The 21,968-nt window shown below is 68.5% G+C and carries 23 protein-coding genes and 1 pseudogene; 18 read left to right on the forward strand and 6 right to left on the reverse strand.

All coding sequences use genetic code 11. From position 1 onward, the window contains the following. Nucleotides 1-31 precede the first annotated feature (31 nt). Together AOA12_RS13485 and AOA12_RS13490 are read right to left on the reverse strand one after the other, a co-directional pair. The gene (locus AOA12_RS13485) at nucleotides 32-985 is read right to left on the reverse strand and encodes a hypothetical protein (protein ID WP_054683638.1); all 954 of its coding nucleotides are present in this window, start codon (nucleotides 983-985) and stop codon (nucleotides 32-34) included. After that, complete coding sequence (locus AOA12_RS13490) at nucleotides 985-1,194, reverse strand: heavy-metal-associated domain-containing protein (protein ID WP_054683641.1); 210 nt, start codon at nucleotides 1,192-1,194, stop codon at nucleotides 985-987. Before AOA12_RS13490 ends, AOA12_RS13485 begins: the two co-directional genes overlap by 1 nt. A 152-nt stretch (nucleotides 1,195-1,346) precedes the next feature. Between AOA12_RS13490 and AOA12_RS24185 the strand changes: the two genes are divergently transcribed. Further along, complete coding sequence (locus AOA12_RS24185; RefSeq protein WP_156366501.1) at nucleotides 1,347-1,730, forward strand: AraC family ligand binding domain-containing protein; 384 nt, start codon at nucleotides 1,347-1,349, stop codon at nucleotides 1,728-1,730. Here AOA12_RS24185 and AOA12_RS13495 read toward each other — a convergent pair. Next, a complete protein-coding gene (locus AOA12_RS13495) occupies nucleotides 1,727-2,959 on the reverse strand; it encodes an IS256 family transposase (protein ID WP_054678500.1) in 1,233 nt (410 codons plus the stop codon). The two genes, AOA12_RS24185 and AOA12_RS13495, sit on opposite strands and share 4 nt — an antisense overlap. A 285-nt stretch (nucleotides 2,960-3,244) precedes the next feature. On the opposite strand from AOA12_RS13495, the gene AOA12_RS24190 reads away from it, so the two are divergent. The 16 genes from AOA12_RS24190 to AOA12_RS13575 all read left to right on the forward strand — a co-directional run bounded on the left by AOA12_RS24190 (nucleotide 3,245) and on the right by AOA12_RS13575 (nucleotide 17,978). After that, nucleotides 3,245-3,742 carry a helix-turn-helix domain-containing protein gene (locus tag AOA12_RS24190; protein WP_442922288.1) on the forward strand — a complete coding sequence of 166 codons (498 nt, stop codon included), beginning with the start codon at nucleotides 3,245-3,247 and terminating at the stop codon, nucleotides 3,740-3,742. 213 nt (nucleotides 3,743-3,955) lie between these two features. Next, nucleotides 3,956-5,032, forward strand: a complete 1,077-nt coding sequence (locus AOA12_RS13505; RefSeq protein WP_082406256.1) for a DNA-methyltransferase — start codon at nucleotides 3,956-3,958, stop codon at nucleotides 5,030-5,032. 73 nt (nucleotides 5,033-5,105) lie between these two features. After that, nucleotides 5,106-5,573: a hypothetical protein gene (locus AOA12_RS13510; RefSeq protein ID WP_054683649.1), complete on the forward strand. Its 468-nt coding sequence runs from the start codon at nucleotides 5,106-5,108 to the stop codon at nucleotides 5,571-5,573. A gap of 147 nt (nucleotides 5,574-5,720) precedes the next feature. Continuing rightward, nucleotides 5,721-7,097, forward strand: coding sequence for a hypothetical protein (locus tag AOA12_RS13515; RefSeq protein ID WP_156366502.1), 1,377 nt, complete (start codon nucleotides 5,721-5,723; stop codon nucleotides 7,095-7,097). A gap of 235 nt (nucleotides 7,098-7,332) precedes the next feature. Continuing rightward, nucleotides 7,333-8,220: a bifunctional DNA primase/polymerase gene (locus AOA12_RS13520; RefSeq protein WP_197280928.1), complete on the forward strand. Its 888-nt coding sequence runs from the start codon at nucleotides 7,333-7,335 to the stop codon at nucleotides 8,218-8,220. A gap of 5 nt (nucleotides 8,221-8,225) precedes the next feature. After that, entirely contained in the window at nucleotides 8,226-9,062 is an 837-nt protein-coding gene (locus AOA12_RS13525; protein WP_082406258.1) for a DUF2637 domain-containing protein, read from the forward strand. Then, nucleotides 9,055-9,489 carry a hypothetical protein gene (locus AOA12_RS13530; RefSeq protein ID WP_054683654.1) on the forward strand — a complete coding sequence of 145 codons (435 nt, stop codon included), beginning with the start codon at nucleotides 9,055-9,057 and terminating at the stop codon, nucleotides 9,487-9,489. Before AOA12_RS13525 ends, AOA12_RS13530 begins: the two co-directional genes overlap by 8 nt. Before the next feature lie 252 nt (nucleotides 9,490-9,741). Continuing rightward, a complete protein-coding gene (locus AOA12_RS23635) occupies nucleotides 9,742-10,581 on the forward strand; it encodes a hypothetical protein (RefSeq protein WP_197280929.1) in 840 nt (279 codons plus the stop codon). Then, nucleotides 10,578-11,684 carry a ParB/RepB/Spo0J family partition protein gene (locus AOA12_RS13540; RefSeq protein WP_054683659.1) on the forward strand — a complete coding sequence of 369 codons (1,107 nt, stop codon included), beginning with the start codon at nucleotides 10,578-10,580 and terminating at the stop codon, nucleotides 11,682-11,684. Before AOA12_RS23635 ends, AOA12_RS13540 begins: the two co-directional genes overlap by 4 nt. Continuing rightward, a complete protein-coding gene (locus AOA12_RS13545) occupies nucleotides 11,671-12,147 on the forward strand; it encodes a hypothetical protein (protein WP_054683662.1) in 477 nt (158 codons plus the stop codon). The genes AOA12_RS13540 and AOA12_RS13545 overlap by 14 nt, the downstream gene beginning before the upstream one ends. A gap of 75 nt (nucleotides 12,148-12,222) precedes the next feature. Beyond that, entirely contained in the window at nucleotides 12,223-12,912 is a 690-nt protein-coding gene (locus tag AOA12_RS13550) for a hypothetical protein (RefSeq protein WP_054683665.1), read from the forward strand. A 16-nt stretch (nucleotides 12,913-12,928) separates the two neighbouring features. Next, complete coding sequence (locus AOA12_RS13555) at nucleotides 12,929-14,101, forward strand: M23 family metallopeptidase (RefSeq protein WP_082406518.1); 1,173 nt, start codon at nucleotides 12,929-12,931, stop codon at nucleotides 14,099-14,101. Between the two features lie 83 nt (nucleotides 14,102-14,184). Then, a complete protein-coding gene (locus AOA12_RS13560) occupies nucleotides 14,185-14,496 on the forward strand; it encodes a DUF6112 family protein (protein WP_054683670.1) in 312 nt (103 codons plus the stop codon). 82 nt (nucleotides 14,497-14,578) lie between these two features. Further along, nucleotides 14,579-14,902 carry a DUF6112 family protein gene (locus AOA12_RS13565; RefSeq protein ID WP_054683673.1) on the forward strand — a complete coding sequence of 108 codons (324 nt, stop codon included), beginning with the start codon at nucleotides 14,579-14,581 and terminating at the stop codon, nucleotides 14,900-14,902. Nucleotides 14,903-14,935: 33 nt separating this feature from the next. After that, on the forward strand, nucleotides 14,936-16,369 hold the full coding sequence (locus tag AOA12_RS23190; protein WP_054683676.1) for a conjugal transfer protein TrbL: 1,434 nt from the start codon (nucleotides 14,936-14,938) through the stop codon (nucleotides 16,367-16,369). A gap of 148 nt (nucleotides 16,370-16,517) precedes the next feature. Then, complete coding sequence (locus AOA12_RS13575; RefSeq protein WP_054683678.1) at nucleotides 16,518-17,978, forward strand: SCO6880 family protein; 1,461 nt, start codon at nucleotides 16,518-16,520, stop codon at nucleotides 17,976-17,978. Here AOA12_RS13575 and AOA12_RS13580 read toward each other — a convergent pair whose 3' ends face one another. After that, nucleotides 17,979-18,857, reverse strand: a complete 879-nt coding sequence (locus tag AOA12_RS13580; RefSeq protein ID WP_054683681.1) for a hypothetical protein — start codon at nucleotides 18,855-18,857, stop codon at nucleotides 17,979-17,981. It abuts the gene before it with no gap. Nucleotides 18,858-18,940: 83 nt separating this feature from the next. Here AOA12_RS13580 and AOA12_RS13585 point away from each other — a divergent pair. Continuing rightward, nucleotides 18,941-19,912: pseudogene (locus AOA12_RS13585) on the forward strand (ATP-binding protein); the annotation flags it as partial. A gap of 33 nt (nucleotides 19,913-19,945) precedes the next feature. On the opposite strand, the gene istB reads toward AOA12_RS13585, so the two are convergent. Next, the gene (gene istB, locus AOA12_RS13590) at nucleotides 19,946-20,743 is read right to left on the reverse strand and encodes an IS21-like element helper ATPase IstB (RefSeq protein ID WP_054678490.1); all 798 of its coding nucleotides are present in this window, start codon (nucleotides 20,741-20,743) and stop codon (nucleotides 19,946-19,948) included. Next, nucleotides 20,743-21,945 (reverse strand): IS21 family transposase, encoded by a 1,203-nt coding sequence (gene istA / locus AOA12_RS13595; RefSeq protein WP_082405821.1) that lies wholly within the window; start codon nucleotides 21,943-21,945, stop codon nucleotides 20,743-20,745. Before istA ends, istB begins: the two co-directional genes overlap by 1 nt. Between the last annotated feature and the right edge of the window lie 23 nt (nucleotides 21,946-21,968).

The raw sequence follows: 21,968 nt of genomic DNA on the forward strand, positions 1-21,968 counted from the left end.
CTGTGCATGCCGTGACGCGCCACCAGGTGGCTCAGTGTCCGCCCGGTTCATCCGAGTGCGACTCGCTACCGCTACCGTGGGTATCGCCGTGGGCGGCGTCGATGACGAACTCGGCCGTGTGCACCTTCCCGTCGACCTGGAAGTCGAAGTACAGCAGGTAGCGGCCGGCCGTGGGCGCTTCGGCCACGAACCCGATCTCGGGGCCGGCCGTACCGCCCGCGCGAGGCTCGTCGCCTTCGGCATGGACGTGCAGGTAGGCGAGATCCCCTTCGCGCAGTGCGACCAGGTGACCGAACGCTCCGAGATACGGCTCAAGCGCCGTAACGGGCTCGCCGTCACGGTTGACCGAGATTGTCAGGTCGCTCGACGATCCGGCGACGAGGTTCCCTTCGAGGCTGACGGAGAAGCCATCGACCTCTACCGCGCGCCGCAATTCCGCGGTGACGGGCGTGAAATCGCCTGCGACATCCACAGTGCGCGTCAGAGTGATGCTCTCCGCACCCTCGGTCGCGGGAGTGAAGTCGGCGTACACTCGGTAGGCGCCCGCCGCATCCCACTTCCACGGCAACGACCACGTCCCGGTCGCCCTGTCCAGCGAAGGGTGGACATGCCGGAACTTGGAGCCGTCCGTGCGGACCACGATCAGGTGGAGATCCTTCTCGTGCGCCTCAGCGAACTCGATCACAGGCTCCCCCAAGACCGTCTGAACCCGGAAGCTCAGCTCGCCCTCGGCATCAACCGCGCCAGGAGCCTCGACCGGCGACAGCACGAAGCCGGCCGCATCGATCGAGAGTCCGTTCGGCACATGCCCGGCAGCCGTAACGTCGCTGCCGCCGTGTTCTTCACCATGTGCGTTCATACCGCTTCCTTCCGCCCAGGACGCAACAAAACTGTCGGGGACAACGGCCGCGGCAGCCGCAAACGCGCCGCCGAATGCCACCACCAGCCCCGCTCCGTAGAGCGCGAGTCGCGCAGCGGAGTTCATCAGACTCGCACCGCCGAGTAGCCGGCTTCCTCGACCGCGGCAAGCACCTGCGCATCGTCGATCTTGCCCTCACCGGTCACGACGAGCCTGCCCGTTTGCGCGCTGACTTCGATGCTGTCGACACCGGGGATCTCGCTGACTTCCTCGCGGATCGACATCTCGCAGTGCCCGCAGGTCATGCCCGTCACCTGGTACTCGTTCTCAGCCATCAGCTATCCTTCCTGTAAATGATACCCCAACGGGGTACCTGTACTGTCTTCAAACACTATACCCCCGCCCGGTATTCCTCAAGGGAGGTGACCAACTCAACAGGCCCGTCGCGAAGCTGAGCGCTGGCTGTCGCGAGGGCGCCAGCAGCACTATGAAAGACGCAGTTACACCTCTCGAACACGCAGGACACCGGTCCATCCCTGGCAAGGCAGAAACGTGCGCAGTGCCCCTAAGAATCAATGATCAGACCGCGCACGCTCCCTCGGGACCTGTGGCGCTACCCAATGTGAAGGTGGTCTTCACTCTCTCTGGGTGGGCCCGGGTCGCATCGTCCACAGGGGAAGTTGCTCTGGAAGCGGGCACCATCCTCACCATCCCTCCAGGTTTGGAATGCAGCGGGTTTCCGGTAGGGCATGCCCGCACCGTGACCTTCTACTTCCACCCGGATTATCTGGCTGACCAGATGCGCTGGGGCCACGTCCCGCTGAGTGGTGGTCTTTCGTTTCCACTCGATGATCAGCTGGTTGCAGTTTAGGCGGCCGTGATCTCGGGCAGCATCACCGCGTCCTCGACCGAGTTGGTGGCGGCGAGTTCGGCCATAGACGCTTCGGAGAAGTAGCGGCGGTCGCCGGCTTCCCATTCGTCGTGCTGCTCGATCAGAACGGCGCCGGTCAGGCGCAGCAGGCTGGCAGCGTTCGGGAACACTCCGACGACGTCGGTGCGACGTTTGATCTCCCGGTTCAGCCGTTCCAGCGGGTTCGTCGACCAGATCTGCCGCCAATGCCGGGCTGGGAAGTGCTTGAACGCCAGCACGTCGGCTCGGGCATCGTGGAGCATCTCAGCCGCCTTGGGGTGAACGCGGTCGATCATGCGTGCAACCTCATCGAACTGTGCATCAATGTGCTCAGCGTCGGGTTGGGCGAAGATCGTGCGGATGATCGAGGCGACCATCTCCTGCCGACCCTTGGGTAAGGCGGTGAGCACGTTGCGCATGAAGTGCACGCGACACCGCTGCCAACTGGCTCCCTGCAACACCACTGCGGCGGCTGCTTTCAAGCCAGCGTGTGCGTCGGAGATCACCAGCTTCACCCCGCCAAGGCCTCGGGCTTTCAGGGACCGTAAGAATGCTTTCCAGAACTCCTCGGTTTCGCTGTCGCCCACGTCGAAGCCGAGCACCTGACGGTGCCCGTCAGCGGTTATCCCGATCGCGACGACAACCGCTTGGGACACCACCCGACCGTCGATGCGAACCTTGCAGTAGGTGGCGTCCAGGAAGACGTAGGGGTAGGCGATCTGGGACAGGGAGCGGTCGCGGAATGCCGCAACCGTCGCGTCAAGGCCTTCGCAGATGCGCGACACCTCGGACTTCGAGATGCCGGTGTCGGCGCCGAGCGCTTTGACCAGGTCGTCGACTTTGCGGGTGGACACGCCGTGCAGGTAGGCCTCCATCACGACGGCGAACAGCGCCTGATCAACCCGACGGCGCCTCTCCAACAGCGACGGGAAGAAACTGCCGGCCCGTAGCTTCGGGATTCGTAACTCCAGATCTCCCGCAGTGGTCGACAGGGTGCGCAGCCTCGCCCCGTTGCGGGTAGCGGTGCGCTCGACGGTGCGCTCGTAGGGTCCGGCACCGATCACCGACGCGGCTTCAGCGTCGATGAGTTCTTGGTAGAGCCGTTCGGTCATCTGACGGATCCGGTCGGTGGTGTCGGTGAGTTTCAGCTCGGCGAGCAGCTCGAGCAGGGCAGACTGATTGAGGGCCATCGTGCGATCTCCTGTCGTGAGTAACTTGGTCGTTCTCACTGACCATCGCACGGTGGCCCCCCACGTCAATGACACGACGCTCAAGACCGGAAAGTCCACCACTCAACGGGACTCAGGCTGCGCTGGCTGCCTCTACGGCATCCGCTCGTGCATTGCTTGCATCGCGCGTTGAAGAGTGAACCTGCGCTTCACACGCTGCACCTTGGATCCGCCGCGATGCGCGATCTAGCCCCGCGCCTGGTGAGCCTGTCCCAGTTCCCAGACGGCGAGGTCACCGATTTCACCATGCTGTCGATCGCGTCGGACGTGTTTGATGCGGTAGGGAGACTGAGTGGTCAGGCGCGGGGTACGGTCTCGGGCAGCATCAAGGCGCCGGACCGGGAGGTAGCCGCGGCCGTTGCGCTACTCCGAACCCATCTACGGCGACGGTGGAGCGTCAAAGAACTCGCGCAAGCGGTCGCGTTATCGCCGTCCCAGTTGACGAGGTTGTTCCGCGCTCAGTTAGGGATGTCTCCTGCGGCCTTCCTTAGACAACTTCGCTCCGAGCGCATGGCCGAACTTCTTGCGACTACGCGCATGTCAATTGGTGATGCTGCGGAAGCCGTGGGGTGGCGGGACCTGGCGACCGCGTCACGCTCGTTCAAGCAGCGATTTGGTATCGCTCCGAGTGCCTATGCCAACACGTGCGACCAGCCGTTCTCACTGAGGTACGGCGTCACCACAGTGACTCCCTCCAGCGTTCCATCGCAAAGCCCTGGTCTCGCATTCGAGCTCTCTCGCTGATTGCCGATCGTGTGTGGGAGATCGGAGCTCGGGATTTCAGGGGCGCGCAGTTCGCTCGGGGTGGCGGCGGCGCGTGGCGGTGCAGGGGTTCTTGGGATGGTCGTGGGCGCGGCTACGGGGGTTGGGGGCGGTCGGGTCGGCTCGTACCTGCTGGGTGTTCCTGTTCGTCGCACACCGCGGCGGACAGGCCCGAGACAGCAGGGAGCTTCCGTCATGTCAGACCCCACCCCGGCCGGCCCGCACCCCAGCGCCGCGCTTCCGCCCCCGGTTCTTTCCGCGCCGCGGGCGACGGTGTATCACGGCGACGCGGTCGAGCTCCTCCAACTCCTCCCCGCGGGGAGCGTGGACGCGCTGGTATCGGATCCGCCGTATGGGTTGAGCTTCAACGGGCAGGCGTGGGACGACGCGGCGGGATTCCGGGAATCGCTGCCGCACATCGACACTGCAAGGATGGGTGCGCCGGAGGTGTTCGAGGCGTGGTGCACAGCGTGGGCGGCTGGTGCGTTGCAGGCGCTGAAGCCGGGCGCGCATGTTGCAGCGTTCGGGGGTGCACGCACGTGGCATCGCATGGTGCGCGGGCTGGAGAATGCAGGCTTCGAGATCCGCGATCAGATCGCGTGGCTGCACACGACCGGGATGCCCAAGAGCATGGATCTCGCGCACGCGATCGACAAGCACCACGGTGCGCAGCGCACTGACCGTGTCGTGCAGCGCAGCGACCACGACGGCGTGCTCGGGGCGACTCGCAGCGTGCTCGCGAAAGGCACCCCGGTCACCGACGACGCGGCACGCTGGGAGGGGTGGGGCACGGCGCTGCGTCCGGCATTCGAGCCGATCATCATCGCCCGCAAACCCCCGGCGGGCAGCCTCGTCGTGAACGTTCTCGAGCACGGGGTCGGTGGGATCAATATCGACGGCGCCCGGTTCGCACAAGGCCGGTGGCCGACGAACGTCGCCCTGGATGCTGGGCAGGCGGACGCGCTCGATGTGCTGACCGGGAGCTGGCAGGGCGAGTCGTTGTCGCGGAAGTTCCCGATCTTCCGGTTCGAGCCGAAACCCTCCGCTACGGATCGGCCGCGCGCGTTCGGGGTGTCGCATACGACGGTGAAGCCGCTCGGGCTGATGCGGTGGCTCGTGACGCTGATCACCCCGGTGGGTGGGGTCGTGCTGGAGCCGTTCGCGGGCTCGGGCACCACGATCGAGGCCGCCACCGCTGCCGGGTTCCAGGTGATCGCGGTGGAGAAGAACGCCGACTACCTGCCACTGATCCGCTCCCGCCTCGACCAGTAGGAGCCGGGCGGTGCCGTACCTGGCAGACAGAGAGCCGCCGCACCGAGGCGGCGCCAGCAGGAGCGGAGGAATCATGACGAGTCCCGAACCCACCGAGCCGATGCCTCGCCCAGGCGCTGCCTCGTTTCTGTCGCTCGGGGTGATCGTCTGGTCAGACGATCCGGAGGTCGACCCGACGGTGATCGCTGATCGGAACCCGGTGACGTTGGCGCGCAGCGTCGCGCTGACCATCCACGACATGCTCACCAACGCCGATCTCTACGCCGGTGCCGCCGAGTTCGTGCAGACGCTCCCGCCACCTGAGGATTGGGTGTGGCCAGAGGACGCCGATGACTGGTTGGAGGCGCTGCGCGAGTCGACCCCGTACCCGGCGTACTCCTTTCACCGGGTACCCGTCTCCGGTGGCGTCGACGGCACGAACCATACGGCCGTAACCCGGCATCTCGAGGACGCGCTACGCGCCCGGGAACAGGCCCTCACCGGCGAGCCCGCCGAGCCATCCGCGTCGCCGCCTGCTGCGGGGCGGGAGCTGGGGAGATGACGATGCGGCGCAGATTCTCGGCAGTACCGCGCACGTTCCCCGCATCCGCTCGACAACACAAGCCGGTCGCACCTACGCCGGAAGTACCCGCCGCTTCCTCACCCCGGACGCCTGAACCCCTTGCTGACCGCGATTGGAGGACTCCTCATGTCTGATGCGACGACCCCGAACCCGCCCGACCCGGCACCGGAGCCGCTGGGTTTACACCGGGTGACGATCGAGTTCGACGTCCGCGCCCGCGACCAGGACGAGGCCCGGTACCTCGTGAGCGAAGTGCTGATCGAAGACCTCGCCGGCCCGCCCGACCAGCTCCGCACCGACGGCGACCGCGTGTTCGGCGAACGGTTCGGCGACGACGTCTCCCACATCGTCTCCTGGATCCCGGCCCCAGGCCGCGAGCAGCAGCGGCCGGCTCGGGACTGGGTGTTCGTGCCGTCGAAGGGGTGGGAGCCGTTCGAGGGGACGGGGCTGCCGGAGATGGTGGCTGAGATGTTCCCGCCCGAACCCCGCCAGGAGGACTATCTCCTCCCGAACGGGGGCGAGGACGTGGACGGGCTCGAAGAGGCCCATGCCGTGTGGCGGGATGAGTGTCTCTCGCTCGCCGTCAGCGCGTCCCGGCTGCCCCGCATCCTCACCCGGCTGAAAGAGACCGAGCGGGTGCGTGACGGGCTCATCGATCTCCTCGAACGCGAACCCCTCCCGGACGAACCGCAACGGGACGACTACCTCGTGACCGTCTCGCCCGCTTACGAGGGCGAGTACGAGGACATGCGCTACCGCTCGGATCACGCGCAGTGGCGGGCGGATTTCACCGCGGTCGCGCGACGCCGCGACTACGCCCTGGACGGGCTGCTGGCCGAGGGCGGGCCGCGCACGATGTACCTGCCGGAGAAGTTCTACCGCGAATGGGTGCCGTCGGATCTCATCGCGATCCACACGCTCCGCGCGCTCGTGGAGCGTGAGAAGTCCGGCCCGGGCGCCCCGTTGATGGAGCGCACGTGGCGACAGCGCCTGGAATCGATGCTCTACACCACCGACCCGGACGTGCGGGTCATCGACCCGGACGACCCCGAACGCGGCGTGATGTATGTGGGGCAGGCGTCGGAAGCGCACGAATGGCTCCCGCCCGGCGTGTATGACGCGACCGGCCGCGACGGGGACGGCGAGTTCCGGCTCGTCGTCGGCCGCGTCCCGATCGGCGACGGCGTCACCGCCTCCGCGGCGTTTCCCCCGGCCGAGCACGACAGCGCGGCGATGAACGAGATCGCCCGCATCCTCGAACACGACACCGAAACCCACGACCCCGCCGCGGTGCTCGCACGGATCAACGACGCGATCCAGGCCACGGGCCGCGTCGGGGCGCTGCCCGGCGAGTTCGAGAACTACGCGTCATCACCCACGCGGCTCGAGCACGGGGTGCTGCTGAGCGAGCTCCTCGCCGAACGCGAAACCCACCTCGACCCGCCCTCCGACAACGACCCCGGCGCTGCGCCTCCGAGCCGGGGGCCGGGCCGCGATCTCTAGCACACGAACGGCCTGCTGTGCGGGAGCGGTGGCCTGGCGGGTTTGACGATACGGCGCAGGTTCTTGACGATTCCGCGCATCCTGCCCGGGATCGCTCGACCCAGGTACCGGGGCGGGGTAATGGTGGAGCTCTCAGAGAATGCTTGCGAGCGGACTCTCCCCAAGCCCCGGCAGGATCACTGCCGCACCTTCTGGAAGACCTCGTGCAAGCCGCGACGCTACAAGGAGGAGGGGTGTGCCGGTGTCTCGTCTCGACCCTATCGCCTCGCCACTCCCGGCGTACACCCCCGCCACGCTGCACGGCGCCGCAGCAGTGTATGCGGTGGCCGGGCTGCCGGTGTTCCCGTGCGCGCCGGGAGAAAAGCGCCCACTGACCGAGCACGGCTTCCACGACGCGACCACCGACCTGCGGCAGGTGGAGCGGTGGTGGCGGCGCACCCCGGAGGCGAACATCGGGATCGCCACCGGAACCGGTGTCGATGTCCTCGATATCGATGTGCACGCGCTGGGCACCGGGTTCCCGGAGCTGCGCTCGCTGCGGCAGGCCGGCCTCGTCGACGGGTGGGCGCAGGCGGTGCGCTCCCCGTCGGGCGGGCTGCACCTGTACTACCCGAGCGGCCAGGGGCGCGAGCTGCGGTCGTGGTCACGCGGGCAGGCGCATCTGGATTTCCGGGGGCGCGGCGGCTACATCATCGCCCCGCCCTCCACGGTGCTCACCGAGCACGGCCTCCGCCGCTACGAGGTGATCGCGCGCGGCCGTCACCCGCGCCCGGTCGACGCGGACGCGATCCGCGACCTCCTCACCCCGACCCCGGAACCCCGGACGCCATCGGCGGCGCCGGGCGGAGTGGTGGATGCGGGGCGACTGGCGGAGTGGGTGTCGCGGCTGCCGGAAGGCAACCGGAACGCGGGCCTGTTCTGGGCGGCCTGCCGTCTCACCGAGGCCGGCCTGAGCCTCGCAGAGACGCAGGCGGTGCTCGAGCCCGCCGGGATCGCCGCAGCGTTGGATGCGCGGGAGATCACAGCGACGATCCGCTCCGCGCACCGCACCACCCAGCTCACCCCCACCCCGCCCACATCGAGCCCGGGCGCCGCGTCTGCGTCGTCTGGGCTCAGGAGATAACGGTCATGGACGCCCCGGCCACGTATGACGCCACTGAGCGCCGGGGTGCTGCGCCTGAAGCTGGCGTGTCGCGGCTGGTGATCGGGGTCGCGGTGGCGGGCACGATCCTGCTCGCGCTGGGCGCGTTCTGGTTGTCGTTCACGACGCTGCAGGATCTCGCGATCCTTTCCGGGATCCCCGCCGGGCAGGCGTGGGTGTGGCCGCTGATCGTCGACGGCGTGATCCTGGAGGCCACGATCAGCGTCGTCGCGCTGCGCAACTCCGCCCGCACCGCACGCCGCTTCGCCTGGCTGCTGCTGACGGCGGGGGCGGCAGTCTCGGTCGCGGCGAATGTCACCCACGCGGTGATCGCCGCGGATGCGCGGGTGCCTGCGCTGATCGCGGCGGTAGTCGCGTCGATCCCGCCGCTGGTGCTGCTCGCGATGACGCATCTCACCGTCGAGCTCACCCGCAACGCCACCCCACGCCCAGCACCCACCACCCCGGCCGACCCAGCCGATCCGCCGCGCGTCTACGACCTCCCTCGCTCCGCCGACGCTCACGACGCCGCCACCGGCACCGAAGCCGACGACGATTCTGGTGCCGAGGATGCGGCGGCGAGCTCGGTGGCAGCGCCCGATCCGCCGCTGGCACCTGTTTCAACGGATCGGATGGATGCGGCACCGGTGGTGGCGCGTAGGTCGCGGTCGGGGCGGGAGGCGGCGCGGGCGCGGGCGCTGGAGTTGCACCGGAAGGGTGTGCCGTTGCGGCAGATCGCGGCGCGGGAGCAGGTGCATCCGACGACGGTGGGCCGGTGGCTGAACGCACCTGAGTTGCGACAGGACGGAGCCGATCATGACTGACCCCACGATTCCCGACCCCACCCGCACCGCCGAAGCGTTCCGGCAGGACGCCGCCCGCCGCCACGAGGCCGCCACCGCACGCCGCGCAGCAGAGGCTGCCGAGGGCACCGAGGGTGAGGCGGTGTCGCGGTTGGCGACGCACAAAGATCCCACCCTCGCCGACCCGGATGCACGAACGGAGGCTGCCGGTGGCGGGGTGCAGTGGGTGCGCCCGACGGATCTCGCCGCCAGGGCCGGTGGCGCGGTCGTCGATCGGGGTGCGAAGTGGAACGCGATGCTGCACGAGGCCGCCCTGGAGGGCATCCGGGAAGGCCGCGCCCAGTTGCAGGAGCGCCTCGCCCGCAGGCAGGACGAGCTTGAACCCGCGGTGACCAGTCCGGGCCGGGAGCTTGCCCCCGTGGCCGGGCGGACGGGGGTGAGCCGATGACCCATTCGTCTTCCGGCACCACCCGAGTGCCGGAACACCCGTAGACCCCCACAACCACTCCGACCAGCAGCCGTCCGGCACGACGCCGGGCACGGCACCCACGGGCCGTCCCCGCGCGGGGCGGGCTGAGGGTTCCGTGCGGCCTTCCGTACGACGCCCCTGCTGCTGTTCGGGGTGCGGAGTGTTCCGTCGACCGGCTGGGGGTCGTACCTGTCTTTCGTCGACGGATCTTCGTTTCTTTCAGGAGTCGCTATGCACCCCCACCCAGACCCCCAGTCCGCCCAGCAGCCGGAGCGTGTCCCGGATTTCACGACCGGTGAAGGGCTGCGCATGCTGCTGGCGGAGCTCAACGAGCACAACGCGTGGGCGACGAGCCCGGTCGCGGCCGAGCTCATGCTCTACGCCACCCAGAAGTACACGCCGATCGCGAAAGCCTGGCATCGCGACCCGGCCGACGCCGCGTATGAGGCGTTCCTCGCGATGCGCACCCCCACGACCCTCGCCGCGGATGATCCGTGGGCGGTGATCACCCGGGCGGTGGCGCTCGGCATCGCCGCCGAGGTGCACGCCGACCGGAACATGACCAGCCAGGACAAGGCCCGCCGCCCGTCGAAGCGGCCCGCGGAGGAGCCGATGCGTGCCGGGCACTACGAGGAGTTCTTCTACGACGTCCACCCGCACGCCCCGAGCCTCGTGCAGCACAGCGGCGGGGAGGATCATTCCGTCGATCGGGTGATCCGGGCGACGTGCGTGTTCCTCGTGCTCACCGACTGGCCGGCCCGCCCGGTCGAGCAGGCCGTGGACTACATCGCGCACCGCGTCACCGGGCTCTCCTCCCGCAGCTCCGCGGTAGAGATCGTGTCCAAAGAACTCCACATCGCCGTCCGCCTCGGCTACACCCCGGAAGCGTGGGCGGCGCTCGTGCGCCTGGTCGTCGGCTCCCAGACCGGGAAACGCCGCCGCAGCGGCCAGTACGGCCTGTTCGCTCGCGTCCTCCTCGGCGACGACGTCGCCGATCTGCTGCGCGACGAGTCACTCGTCACCGCCTCCCGCACCGCGTCCGGGATGCAGGAGAGCCGGGGTGGGTCGTGAGTCGCGGGCATCTCGTCCTGGAGCACGCGATCGACGAGATCAGTGTCGGCTACAGCTTCCGCCGCGACGTCGAGGAGGATCTGGACGAGCTGTGCGCGTCGATCGAACGGTTCGGGGTGATCCACCCGCCCACGGTCACCGAGCAGTACGCGCTGATCTCCGGCAGGCGGGTGCTGGCCGCGCAGCAACGCCTCGGCTACCGGGTCACCCCGATCTGGATCGTGCACGGCGTGTCCGACAAGCTCTCCCACGTGCTCGCGATCCGCGACGAGGAGACCCTCCGCAAAGCGCTGAAACCGATCGAGCAGGCCGAGCTCTACAGCGAACTCAAACAGCTCTACGCCGAGGAGAACGCCCGCAAGCAGGAAGCCACCCAATTCGGCGCCCACCCCGACAACAGTGAGGCAGCGGCCCCTACTGAGGATGGCGGTGGTGTCGATTCGACACCACCGCAGACGGTGCGCGGTGAAGGGGCGAAGACGCGGGTGCGGGCGGCGAAAGCGGTCACCGGGCGGGACTCGCACGGGATGCTCGATCAGGTCGTCGAGCTCAAACAGATCGCCGCCTCCGACACTGAGCACCCGCAGGTGCGGCAGGCCGCCGCCGAGGCGCTGCTCGAGCTCAACACGGATGGGAAAGTGAACGGCCGCTACCTGCGCGTGAAACTCCTCCAGGCTGTCACGCTGCTGGAGCAGTGGGCCGGGCACCCCGATGAGCCCGACGCCATCCGAGAGGCGGCAGCCGCTGAACTCCAGCTCGTGCGGGCGCAGGAGCATCCGAAAGACGCGCTGAAAGAAGCGACCCGCGCGATCGGCCGTCTCACCCCGCTGCGGAAAGACGCTGCGGCGGCGGTGCGGGAGGGGTGGTCGGATGCGGATCCGCTGCTGCGCCAGAAGCATCAGATCCGCAAGCTCGTCGATCTGCTGCGCCGCGAGCACGGCTGGTGGGAACGCTACAGCCCCGAAGACTTCGGCGCCTACGCCGACAGCGAGCAGTGGGAGCTGGTGGAGACCAGCATCGTCCAGGCCGGCCACTTCCTCGATATCGCGCGTACCTCCCGAGAAACCCGGAACGACGTGGAGGTGGCTGATGCCCACGTTTGAGGATCCGAAGCAGGACGCGGACGAGCTCGGCGAAGCCGCTCGCGGCCTGGCGCATGCGACCCGGCACATCACCCGCCCGCCCGACACCTACGAGACGCTCGGCGCGCTGCACTATGCGCTCACGAGCGTGCAGCAGTCCCTGAACCAGCTCGCCTCCTGGCACCACAGCCACAGCGCCCACGCGGCGACCGACGACGGAAACCGCCAGGCCGGGCAGGAGCACGCGGAGAAGGCGAGCGGGTGGTTGCGGCTCGCAGGCGCCTCCCTCAACCAAGTCGTCTCCCTCGTCATGCGCGCCCAGACCGAGAACGGGCGCATCGCCTGGCACCCAGAACCGGTTACTCCGGCACCTGACCGTGACCCGGGGATGGCGGAGGCGCTCCGCGAGCGCGAAGCCGCCCTCGACCCCGAGCCTCCGCCCAGCGGCGACGGGCCGGCTGCCCCGCGGTCGGTCACCCGCTGACGGCGCGGCGGGGCGTCTCTGGTGGGTGGCGCACCTATCGGCTGACCGTTGTCCCCTCATCGGAAGGCCGTTCCTATGTCGTCACCTCACGCCGATCAGCGCCAGCGCAGCCGTCGCCGCCTGATCATCACCCTCATCGCCACCGGCCTGATCCTGCTGCTCCTGACCGGCATCGGCATCTACGGCCTCATCACCGGCCCCACCCCGCAAGACCCTGGCGACCCGTCGAACCCGGGCGCCTCGGAGACGCCCGGCACGCCGGGCGAGGAGCCCGGGGCACGGGAGCTGCCGTCGCTGCCGCGCACGGACGACCCGGAGAAGTACGTGCGGGCGGTCGCGGAGGCGTTGTTCGCGTGGGACACGTTCACGCTCCTCACCCCGGCAGATCACCGGGCGGTGCTGATCGAGGACGCCGACCCCACCGGCACCGAAACCCCGGGCCTCATCGCCGACCTCGACGGCTACTTCCCGTCGGCGCAGACATGGCGGGATCTGGCCGAGTACCGCACCCGCCAGCACCTCGAAATCGAGGACGTGTTCGTCCCCGAGCAGTGGCACGAAGCGGTCGCCGCCGCAGGCGATGAGATCGCCGACGGCACGATCGCCTACACCGTTGACGGGGTGCGGCATCGGCAGGGCGTCTGGTACGGCGATGCCGTCTCGAGTGCGCATCCGGTCGCGTTCACCGTGTTCGTCGCCTGCGAGCCGGTGTTCGACCGGTGCCAGCTGCTGCGCCTGTCCCAGCTCGACAACCCCCTCCGCTGACGAGCCGGTGGTTGTGATGCGGAAGGTGCTCGTCTTCGCTGTCCTCGGGATGCTGCTCGCGCCGATGCTGGGGCTACTCAGCGTCGGGGTGCTCATGAACCCGGCCGTCCTCCACCAGGCCCACTGCCTCGCCTCCGGCCTCACCCTCGGCCCCATCCCGGACGAGCTGGAGGTGACCACGAAAGACGGCACGACCTTCACGCTGAACAAGCAGCAGCTCACCCACGCGGGCACCATCATCACCACCGGCGCGAACACCCCCGGGGTCGGGCGGGACGGGATCCTGATCGCGCTGATGGCCGCGCTCACCGAGTCCACGCTCCGGCAGCTCGCGAACACCGGCACCTACCCCGAGTCCGGGGACTTCCCGAACGACGGGAACGGGTCGGATCATGACAGTCTCGGCTTGTTCCAGATGCGCCCCCAGTCCGGGTGGGGCACGGTCGCCGAGCTCATGGATCCGAAGTATCAGGCGCGCGCGTTCTACGGCGGCCCCGACGGCCCGAACTACCCGTCCCCGCGCGGGCTGCTCGATATCCCCGGCTGGCAGCAGATGGACAAAGGCGAAGCCGCACAGGCCGTCGAAGTCTCCGCCTACCCCGACCGGTATCAGAACTATGAGCCGGTCGCGCGCACCATCCTCGACGCCCTCACCCGCCCAAGTGGTGGAGGCGGGGGCGGGGTGCCGGGGGATGAGACGATTCCGGAGACGACGCGGCTGGTGTTCCCGCTGCCGACGGGCAGCTATACGCGCACGTCGCAGTTCGGGCCGCGCGTCGATCCGATCACCGGAGTTGCGAGTTTCCACTCCGGCACCGACTGGGCCACCCCGGACGGCACCCCGATCGTCGCACTCGCCGACGGCGTGGTCACGTATGCGGGCATGCTCGGCGGGTTCTCCGGGCAGATCACCATCGAGCACACCATCGGCGGTGAGAAGGTCGCCACGAAGTACATCCACATGTGGGCACACGGCATCCACGTCGCCGCGGGCGACCGAGTCACGGCGGGCCAGCACATCGGTGATGTCGGCAGCAGCGGCCACTCCACCGGCCCCCACCTGCACTTCCAAGTCCACCCCGGCGGCGGCGCCCAGCCCGCCGTCGACGCCGAGCCGTGGCTCGCCGGCCACGAGGTCGAGGGCGCCGATGCGCTGACGACTGGGGGTGGCCCGGGCTGCGCGGCCTGAGCGGAACAAGGTGGATGCGGACCGCGGGGCCGGCTACCGCACCTGATCGGTGCCCGAGCCGCCGCCATTGTCAGGAGCCCCGCATGAACCCCTTCGCCCGTGTCCCCGGTTTCGTTGTCGTGTGGGCGGAGAATGTCTACCCCGATCTCAGCGGTGTCGGCGGCAGATCCACGCTGGTGTCGATCGTCGGGGCGCTGCTCACGTTCGTGCTGATCGTCGCAGTGCTGATGCTCATCATCTCCGGCATCGTGTGGGCGGTGTCGTCCTCGACGGGGAACGCGCAGGCCGCGCAGAAAGGGAAAGTCGGGGTGTTCGTCGCGCTCGGCGCCGCGGTGTTCGCCGGGGCCGCGGTGACGTGGATGAACTTCCTGCTGCGCCTCGGCGACGGCCTTTGAACGCGCGTCTCCGGGGTCGCACCTGTCCAGGTGACCCCATCCCAGTCCCGGGGTGGGGCGTTCGCCCGCGAAGGAGCCCGTCATGCTTGCCGTCCTCGACACTCTCACCACCCTTTCCGCGGTCATGCCCGCGAACATCGACATCAACCCGAACGACTCGGGCCTGCCCGGCATCAGCGCGCTGCGCACCGTCGTCGGCGCGGTGATGACGATCGGCCTGATCCTCTCCGTCCTCGCCCTGATCGTCTCCGCCGTGATCTGGGGCTTCGGCTCCAACAGCTCGAACCCGCACTTGTCGTCCAGGGGCAAGGTCGGGGTGCTGATCTCGTGCGGTGCGGCGATCATCACCGGCGCGTCGGTGACGCTCATCAACTTTTTCTGGAACATGGGCCAGACCGTTTCCTGACCACCGCCTCGACCTATTGGAGGGAGGGGTGTTGTGAGTATCTGCGATGTCCCCATCATCTCGAACGTCTGCGACACCGTCGGCGATACCGCCGCGACCCTGATTTCGGCCCCGTTCGACTGGCTCGCGCAAGCGATCGGGCAGGCCGCGTCCTGGATCTTCCAGGGCGTGTGGGCGCTGTTCGATGCGACCACTCTGGTCGATATCACCGGCGGCGACTACATCGGCGTGTACAACGTGATCTTCGGGATCGCGATCTTCCTCATGCTGATCTTCTTCTGCCTGCAACTGATCACCGGCCTCATCCGCCGCGACCCCGGCGCGCTCTCTCGTGCCGCGCTCGGGCTCGCCAAAAGCGTGCTCGGATCGTTCCTCGTCATCACGATCACCGCGACCCTGCTCGAAGTCGTCGACCAGCTGTGCATCGGCATCATCCACGCCACCGGCACCACCCTGGAGGAGATGGGCGGGAAGATCGGCGTCCTGGTCGCAGGCCTCACCGCGATCAACCTCACCGCGCCCGGGGCTGGGGCGATCATCACGATCTTCCTCAGCTTCCTGGCGATCTGTGCGGCGGCGATCGTCTGGTTCAGTCTCCTCATCAGGAAAGCCTTGATCCTGGTCGCGGTCGTGATGGCGCCGATCGCGCTGTCGGGCTCGTCGTGGGATGTGACGAAGGGGTGGTTCGGGAAGTGGGCGTCGTTCGTGCTCGCGTTGATCTTCTCGAAGCTCGTGATCGTGATCGTGTTCCTCGTCGCGATCAATCAGGTCAACGCCCCGATCGACCTCGACCTCAGTTCGATTGCGGATCCGATCGCGGGCATCGTGCTGATGTTTATCGCCGCGTTCGCCCCGTACATGGTGTACAAGTTCATCAGCTTCGTCGGCTTTGACATGTACCACGCGATGAGCGCCGAACAGGAATCGAAGCAGGCGATGAACCGGCCCATTCCCATGCCCGGCAAGCCCGACGGGAAGACCCCGCCGCGCGTTCTCGAAGGCAAGGGCGACACAGGCGGCTCCAGCGGTGGCGGGAACCCGCCTCCTCCGGGCGGTGCTGGGGGTGGGCCGCCGAAACCCCCACCGCCGCCCACTGGTGGTGCCGGGGCTGCCGGAGGCGGTGGCGCGGCAGCCGGGAGCGGCGGCGCAGCCGGTGGTGCAGCCGGTGGTGCAGCGGCCGGTGGCGCGGGTGCGGGCGCTGCGGCGGGGCCGCTCGGGATCGCCGCAGTCGCGGCGGCGAAGATCGCCAAGGGCGCGGCCGAGGCCGGCCCGAAACTCGGCGACGCGATCGGCCGCGCCGCCGACAATCACGCCGGATCCGCCGCCGAGGGACAGAACCCGCCCCCACCCCCGAATGCGTCGGCCCCGCCTCGGCCGAGTGCGCCGAAGCCTGCGGCGCCGCCGAAGAACGACCCGCCGAAACCCCCGGACGCGCCGAAACCGCCACCGGCCGGGCCGAAGCCATAGACCGGGAGTTCCGAACTGGAAGGGAGGTGAAGGTGTCCGTCGATGCGGGCGGTGGCGTGCAGGAGCCCTGCGCACCACCGCCCTCGGCTCTTGTCGGGGGCGTACCTGACTGGCGTCCGCAATGTATCCCGTTGTTCAGGAGCCCGTCATGGCCGCACCCGCTTCCGCATCCGAGTTCGAGCTGTCCCCGGTGAAGTTCTCCCGCCTCACCAAGCGCGGCATCATCCTCGGCCTGTCCCTCCCGCAAGTGATCGCCGTGAGTGTCGCGGTCGCCGTGTTCGTCGCGTCCCTCTACGCGGGCGGCCCCGCCGCGCTCTACACGGCCCCGATCTGGGGCACCGCGCTGGGCCTGGCCGCGATCCCGGTCGGGGGTCGGAAGCTCGTCGAGTGGGTGCCGATCACCCTGCACTGGCTGCTGCGACAGGTGCTCGGGCAGACCCGGTACCGCAAGCGCATCGTGAAGCCGCGCCCCGCGGGGACGCTCGCGCTCCCCGGCGACGCCGCCGCGCTACGCCAATACGAGGATCCGGAAACAAACGCGGTGATGGTGCACGACCCGCACGGGCAGACCCTCACCGTGCTGCTGGAGGTGACGCATCCCTCGTTCGTGCTGCTCGACCCGGGCGAGCAGGAACGCCGCGTCCACGCCTGGGGGCGCGTGCTCTCCACCGCGTCCCGATCGACGCGGATCGCCCGCCTGCAGGTGCTCGAGCGCACCGTCCCCGATTCCGGCACCGGGCTCGCCCAGTGGTGGGCGGAGCAGGGCCACGACGACGACTCCTGGGTGGCCCGCACCTACCGGGAGCTCATCGACCGGGCAGGCCCGGCCGGGGAACGCCACATCTCCACCATCTCCCTCGCCCTCGACATGCGCGCTGCCGCCCGCCCGATCCGCACCGCGGGCGGCGGCCTCCGAGGTGCCGCCGCCGTGCTGCGGCAGGAGATGGCCACCCTCACCACCGCGCTGCGCACCGCCGACCTCCACCCCTCCGACTGGTACACCACCGGCCAGCTCGCCATCATGCTCCGCAGCGCTTACGATCCCGCGATCGCCGCGACCCTGGAACGGGCAGGCGATATCGGGCAGGAACTCGCCGCCGCCGGCCCGGTCGCGGTCGAGGAGACCTGGGATCGGCTCCGCTCCGACAGCGCCCACCACGTGGTGTTGTGGATCAGCGAGTGGCCGCGCTCCCTCGTCTACCCGGGATTCCTCGCCCCGGTGCTGCTGTCCAGCGGGATCCGGCGCGCGTTCACGCTGCTGTGCGACCCGGTGCGCTCCGACCAGGCCGCCCGCGACATCCGGAAGAAGAAGACCGAGTACATCAGCGACGCCGCCCAACGGCAGAAAGTCGGGCAGATCGAAGACGCCCAACAGACCGCCGAATACCAGGACGTGCTCCAGCAGGAATCCGACCTCACCAGCGGGCACGGCGTACTCAGATACACCGGCCTCATCGCCGTGTCCGCGACCACCGCCGACGAGCTCGAAGCCGCCGTCTCCGCGATCGAGCAAGCCGCAATCCAAGCCTCCTGCGAAACCCGCCGCCTCGTCGGCCAACAAGCCCAAGCGTTCGTTGCCGCCGCACTGCCGCTGTGCCGCGGGATCTGATCAGGCGAGGCGGCCGCTCTCACGGAGCAGCGTGATCATCAGGCCGCCCATGCGCGAGTACAGATAGTCGTAGGCCTCTGTCGGTACCTGATGCTTATCCGTCTCGTGATGGCGGAGGTTGAAGCCGTTGCCGATGTTAGTCAGGGCGCGCATTTCGGCTTCGAGGAGCTCGCGGAACGGCTCATCGTTGATGTGCGCCAGGAGCTGCTGGGCGCTGGCCTTCTTGTTACCGGGAAATTCGATCGTCTTGAGGCGCTCGAAAGCGTCCCAGAGCTTCTCAAGGCCGAGCTTGCGGTCGCCTTCCCGGTAGGACATGAACAGGGCACGCGAATCGACGATGAGCTTGTCGAGTGCCGCGTCGCGGGTATTCGGGTTCAGGTCGGCGAGCACTCCGCGCACCTCCGGGGTGCCAAAGCGCTGGATCTGCAGCGCGTCGTCCATCTCGAAGGTCGCTCGGCCGCGCGAGAGCATCTGGTTGACTTCCTCCCGGAAGCTGCGACGCCCTCTCTTCTGATCGAACTTCAGCTCGTAATGCCGATAGAACGAATGCCAACCGTCCTGCTCGGGAAGACTGAGCCGCTGAGCCGCATACTCAAGCAGATCGAAAATGGCCTCGTCCGCTGAGCCATTGCTGGTGAGCAACGGGTAGCCAAGCTCGGGGATCAGGGCCTGCAGATCGACCGTGAGCGCCTCGACGTTGGTGCCGCAGACACCGTTCCCGTCCAGACACTGCTCCGGGAAGCGCTGCGCGAACCAGTCCGCATCGATCTTGCTCTGTACGAGGTTGAGCAGCCCCCGCCGGGTCGCGTCGGGAAGCTCGTCCTGATCTCGCGGCGGAGCTGAACCGTTGCGATCGCTGTAGAAGTCGAGAGAAGCCACGACCCTATTCTCCCAGCGCGGTGGACGGCATCCCGGTGGTTCCGTACCTGTTCGTCGATGACCTTTGACGAAAGCAGGCGCTCATGACTCCGAAGCCTCCCGGTTCGAAGAAGCTGTACTCCACCGTGCTCGTCGAAGACGGTGCCGGGCGTAGACAGCGCAAGGCTCGTGAACGCGCGGCCCGGCAGGTCGTCGCCCGCGACCACGCCGAGCAGCGCCGGGCCGTGAAAGAGAAGCTCGCGGCGGAGCGGGCCGAGGCCCGCTCGACGAACTACCTCCCCAAGGGCGGTGAGGCGGGGGCTGCGGCGTTGCGGTCGTATCGCGGGTTCCGGGTGCCTGCGCATCAGGACACGTCAGCGGCGCTGCGGGGCGCGTACCCGTTTCTCGCGGAGGGCGGGCTCGGCTCGCGCGGCGTGTTCATCGGGCAGGACATGTACTCGGGCGGCTCGTTCGTGTACGACCCGTGGGTGCTCTACCAGCGGGGCATCATCACCGCCCCGAACCTAGTGCTGGCGGGAATCGTCGGCAGCGGCAAATCATCGCTCGCGAAATCGCTCTACACGAGGTCGATCCCGTTCGGGCGGCGCGTCTACGTCCCGGGTGATCCGAAAGGCGAACACACCGCGGTCGCCGAAGCCGTCGGTGGGAAAGCGATCGTCCTCGGTCACGGCCTCCGCAACCGGCTCAACCCCTTGGATGAGGGGTACCGGCCGGGCGGGGTGACCGATAGCGAGTGGGCGGCGATGGTCGCCTCCCGCAGGCGGGATCTGATCGGGGCGCTCGCCGAGACCGTGCTCGAACGGTCGCTGTCGCCGTTGGAGCACACGGTGATCGATATCGCGTTGCAGGCGGTCGTGTCTCACGCGTCGGTGCCGATCCTCCCGATGGTCGTCGACCACATCCTCACCCCTGACCCGGGAGGGGATGACCGGCTGGCGGAGGACGGGCGGATGGTCGGGCACGCACTCCGGCGCCTCGTCTCCGGGGATCTGGCCGGCCTGTTCGATGGGCCGTCGACGGTGACGTTGTCGGCGGCGCTCGAACTCTGGACGCTTTCGGCGCTCGAAAAGTGAACGGTTGCGGGCAGTCTAGCTAGGTGTTTCGTCGGTGGTGGTGCGGATGCTGGGGAGGCTGTCGATGCCGCGGCCGCGGAGTCGGTAGCTGGCGCCTTTGAGGGTGAGGACGTCGGCGTGGTGAACGATGCGGTCGATCATCGCGGCGGCAACGGCCTGGTCGCCGAAGACCCCTCCCCAGCTGGAGAACGGCAGGTTCGAGGTCAGGATCAGTGACGCGTGCTCGTAGCGGCTGGAGACGAGTTGGAAGAACAGGTTCGCTGCGTCTTGTTCGAACGGGAGGTAGCCGACTTCGTCGACGATGATCAGCCCGTAACGCCGCAGCCGGGCGAGCTCTTTCGGGAGGTTGCCTTGCCGGTGGGCGTCGGTGAGGCGGGTGACCCAGTCGGTCGCGGTCGCGAACAGCACTCGGTGCCCGTGGCGGGCGGCGACGATTCCGAGCGCGGTCGCGAGGTGGGTCTTCCCGGTTCCGGGAGGGCCGAGCAGGACCACGTTCTGCGCTTCGAGGAGGAACCCTCCCGAAGCGAGCGCCGCGATCTGCTGCCGAGTGGCTGGTTGCGCGTCCCAGTCGAAGTCCTCGAGCGTCTTCCGGCTCGGGAACCCGGCCGCTTTGATCCGCAGCTCCGCGCCGGAAGCGTTGCGAGCGCTCACTTCGCGTTCGAGGACGGCGGCGAGGTAGTCCTCGAACGACCACCCGGCGTCGCGTGCTTGGTCCGCCATCCGGGCTGCGGCCTCCGTGATCCGGGGTGCCTTGAGTGCGCCGGCGAGGTAGGTGATCTGCTTCACCGACTCGCTGGTCTTCGAGGTAGCCATCAGGCGACTCCTTCGATCCCGAACGCCCGGTCGTAGTCCGCGAGATCACGCGCCAGGTCATCAACGGGATCAGGACGTGGGGTCTGGAACTGTTGCCGCAGCCGTTTCGCGGCCTCCAGATGTGCGGGATCGGTGATCGTGGAGCCGCGCGCCCAGACCCGCGCGTGGTCAGCGACCAGCCTGTCCTCCAGGCGCACCCGAACACGGTCGAGATCGGCGATTACGTCGACAAACCGGCCTATCGCGGCGGGATCGACGGAGTAGTCGCTCGCGTCGAGGCGGACGTAGTAGTCCCGCCCGAGGCGGACTCGTTCTCGCCAGCCCAGTTGCAGCGGGATCGGCGGCAACGGGAGCATCCGTGAACGGTCGTGGCCGATCAGATCGACCGGGCGTGCCTTGATCGTCCGCACCACCCTCGCGTTCGCTCTCTCCAGCCAGCCCTCCAGCTGGGCGTTGAAGTCCGCCGGGGAAGTGAACGTGCGGCCGGGCATGAACGAGGTCTCGAGCCAGCCGTTGCGGCGCTCCACGATCCCTTTCGATTCCGGGTCGTAGGGCCTCAGCTGCACGACCTTCGTCGCGAGGGTCCCCGCGAACGCCGCAACACCTTGCGCGAGGCGGCCGCGCTGCCCGATGCCGGACTCGTTGTCCCAGATCAGCCGCCGCGGGACCGCGCCGAGCCGTTGGATGAGATCCCAGTGCCCGAGCAGCAGATCCTCCGTCTTCCTGGTCGGGATCATCCGCGCAGTCACGAACCGCGAATGCGCCGCGACGATCACCAACACCGGCAACAGCGCCGTCGTGCCGTCCTCGAGCGGGATCTTCCGCGGCGGGAACCAGAGATCACATTGAGCCGCATCGCCCGCCGCCCACGAGAGCCGATCCGCCGGGTCGACCGGGTGATGCTCAGGTCGCAGTCTCACGACATTGTCCCGGAACCAGCGGATCGAGCCCTCCCAACCAACCCGCTCCGCGAGCACCGTCGCCGGCATCCGCGGATGCTCGGCGAGCAACGCCCGCACCCGCACCTCGAACGGCGTGAACGACGTCGGCCGCGGCGACCGCTCATACTTCGGCGGCCCGTCGGAGTTCACCGCCTTGATCACGGTCGTCCGCGAGATCCCCAACCGCGCCGCGATCTGCGCTTTCGGAACCCCGTCCGAAGCCAGCCTCCTGATCAGCGCCCAGTCTTCCAAAGTGATCACTCTCCAATCGTTGAGTGTCCACT

It is taken from the genome of Microbacterium sp. No. 7 (assembly GCF_001314225.1).
GTDB lineage: Bacteria > Actinomycetota > Actinomycetes > Actinomycetales > Microbacteriaceae > Microbacterium.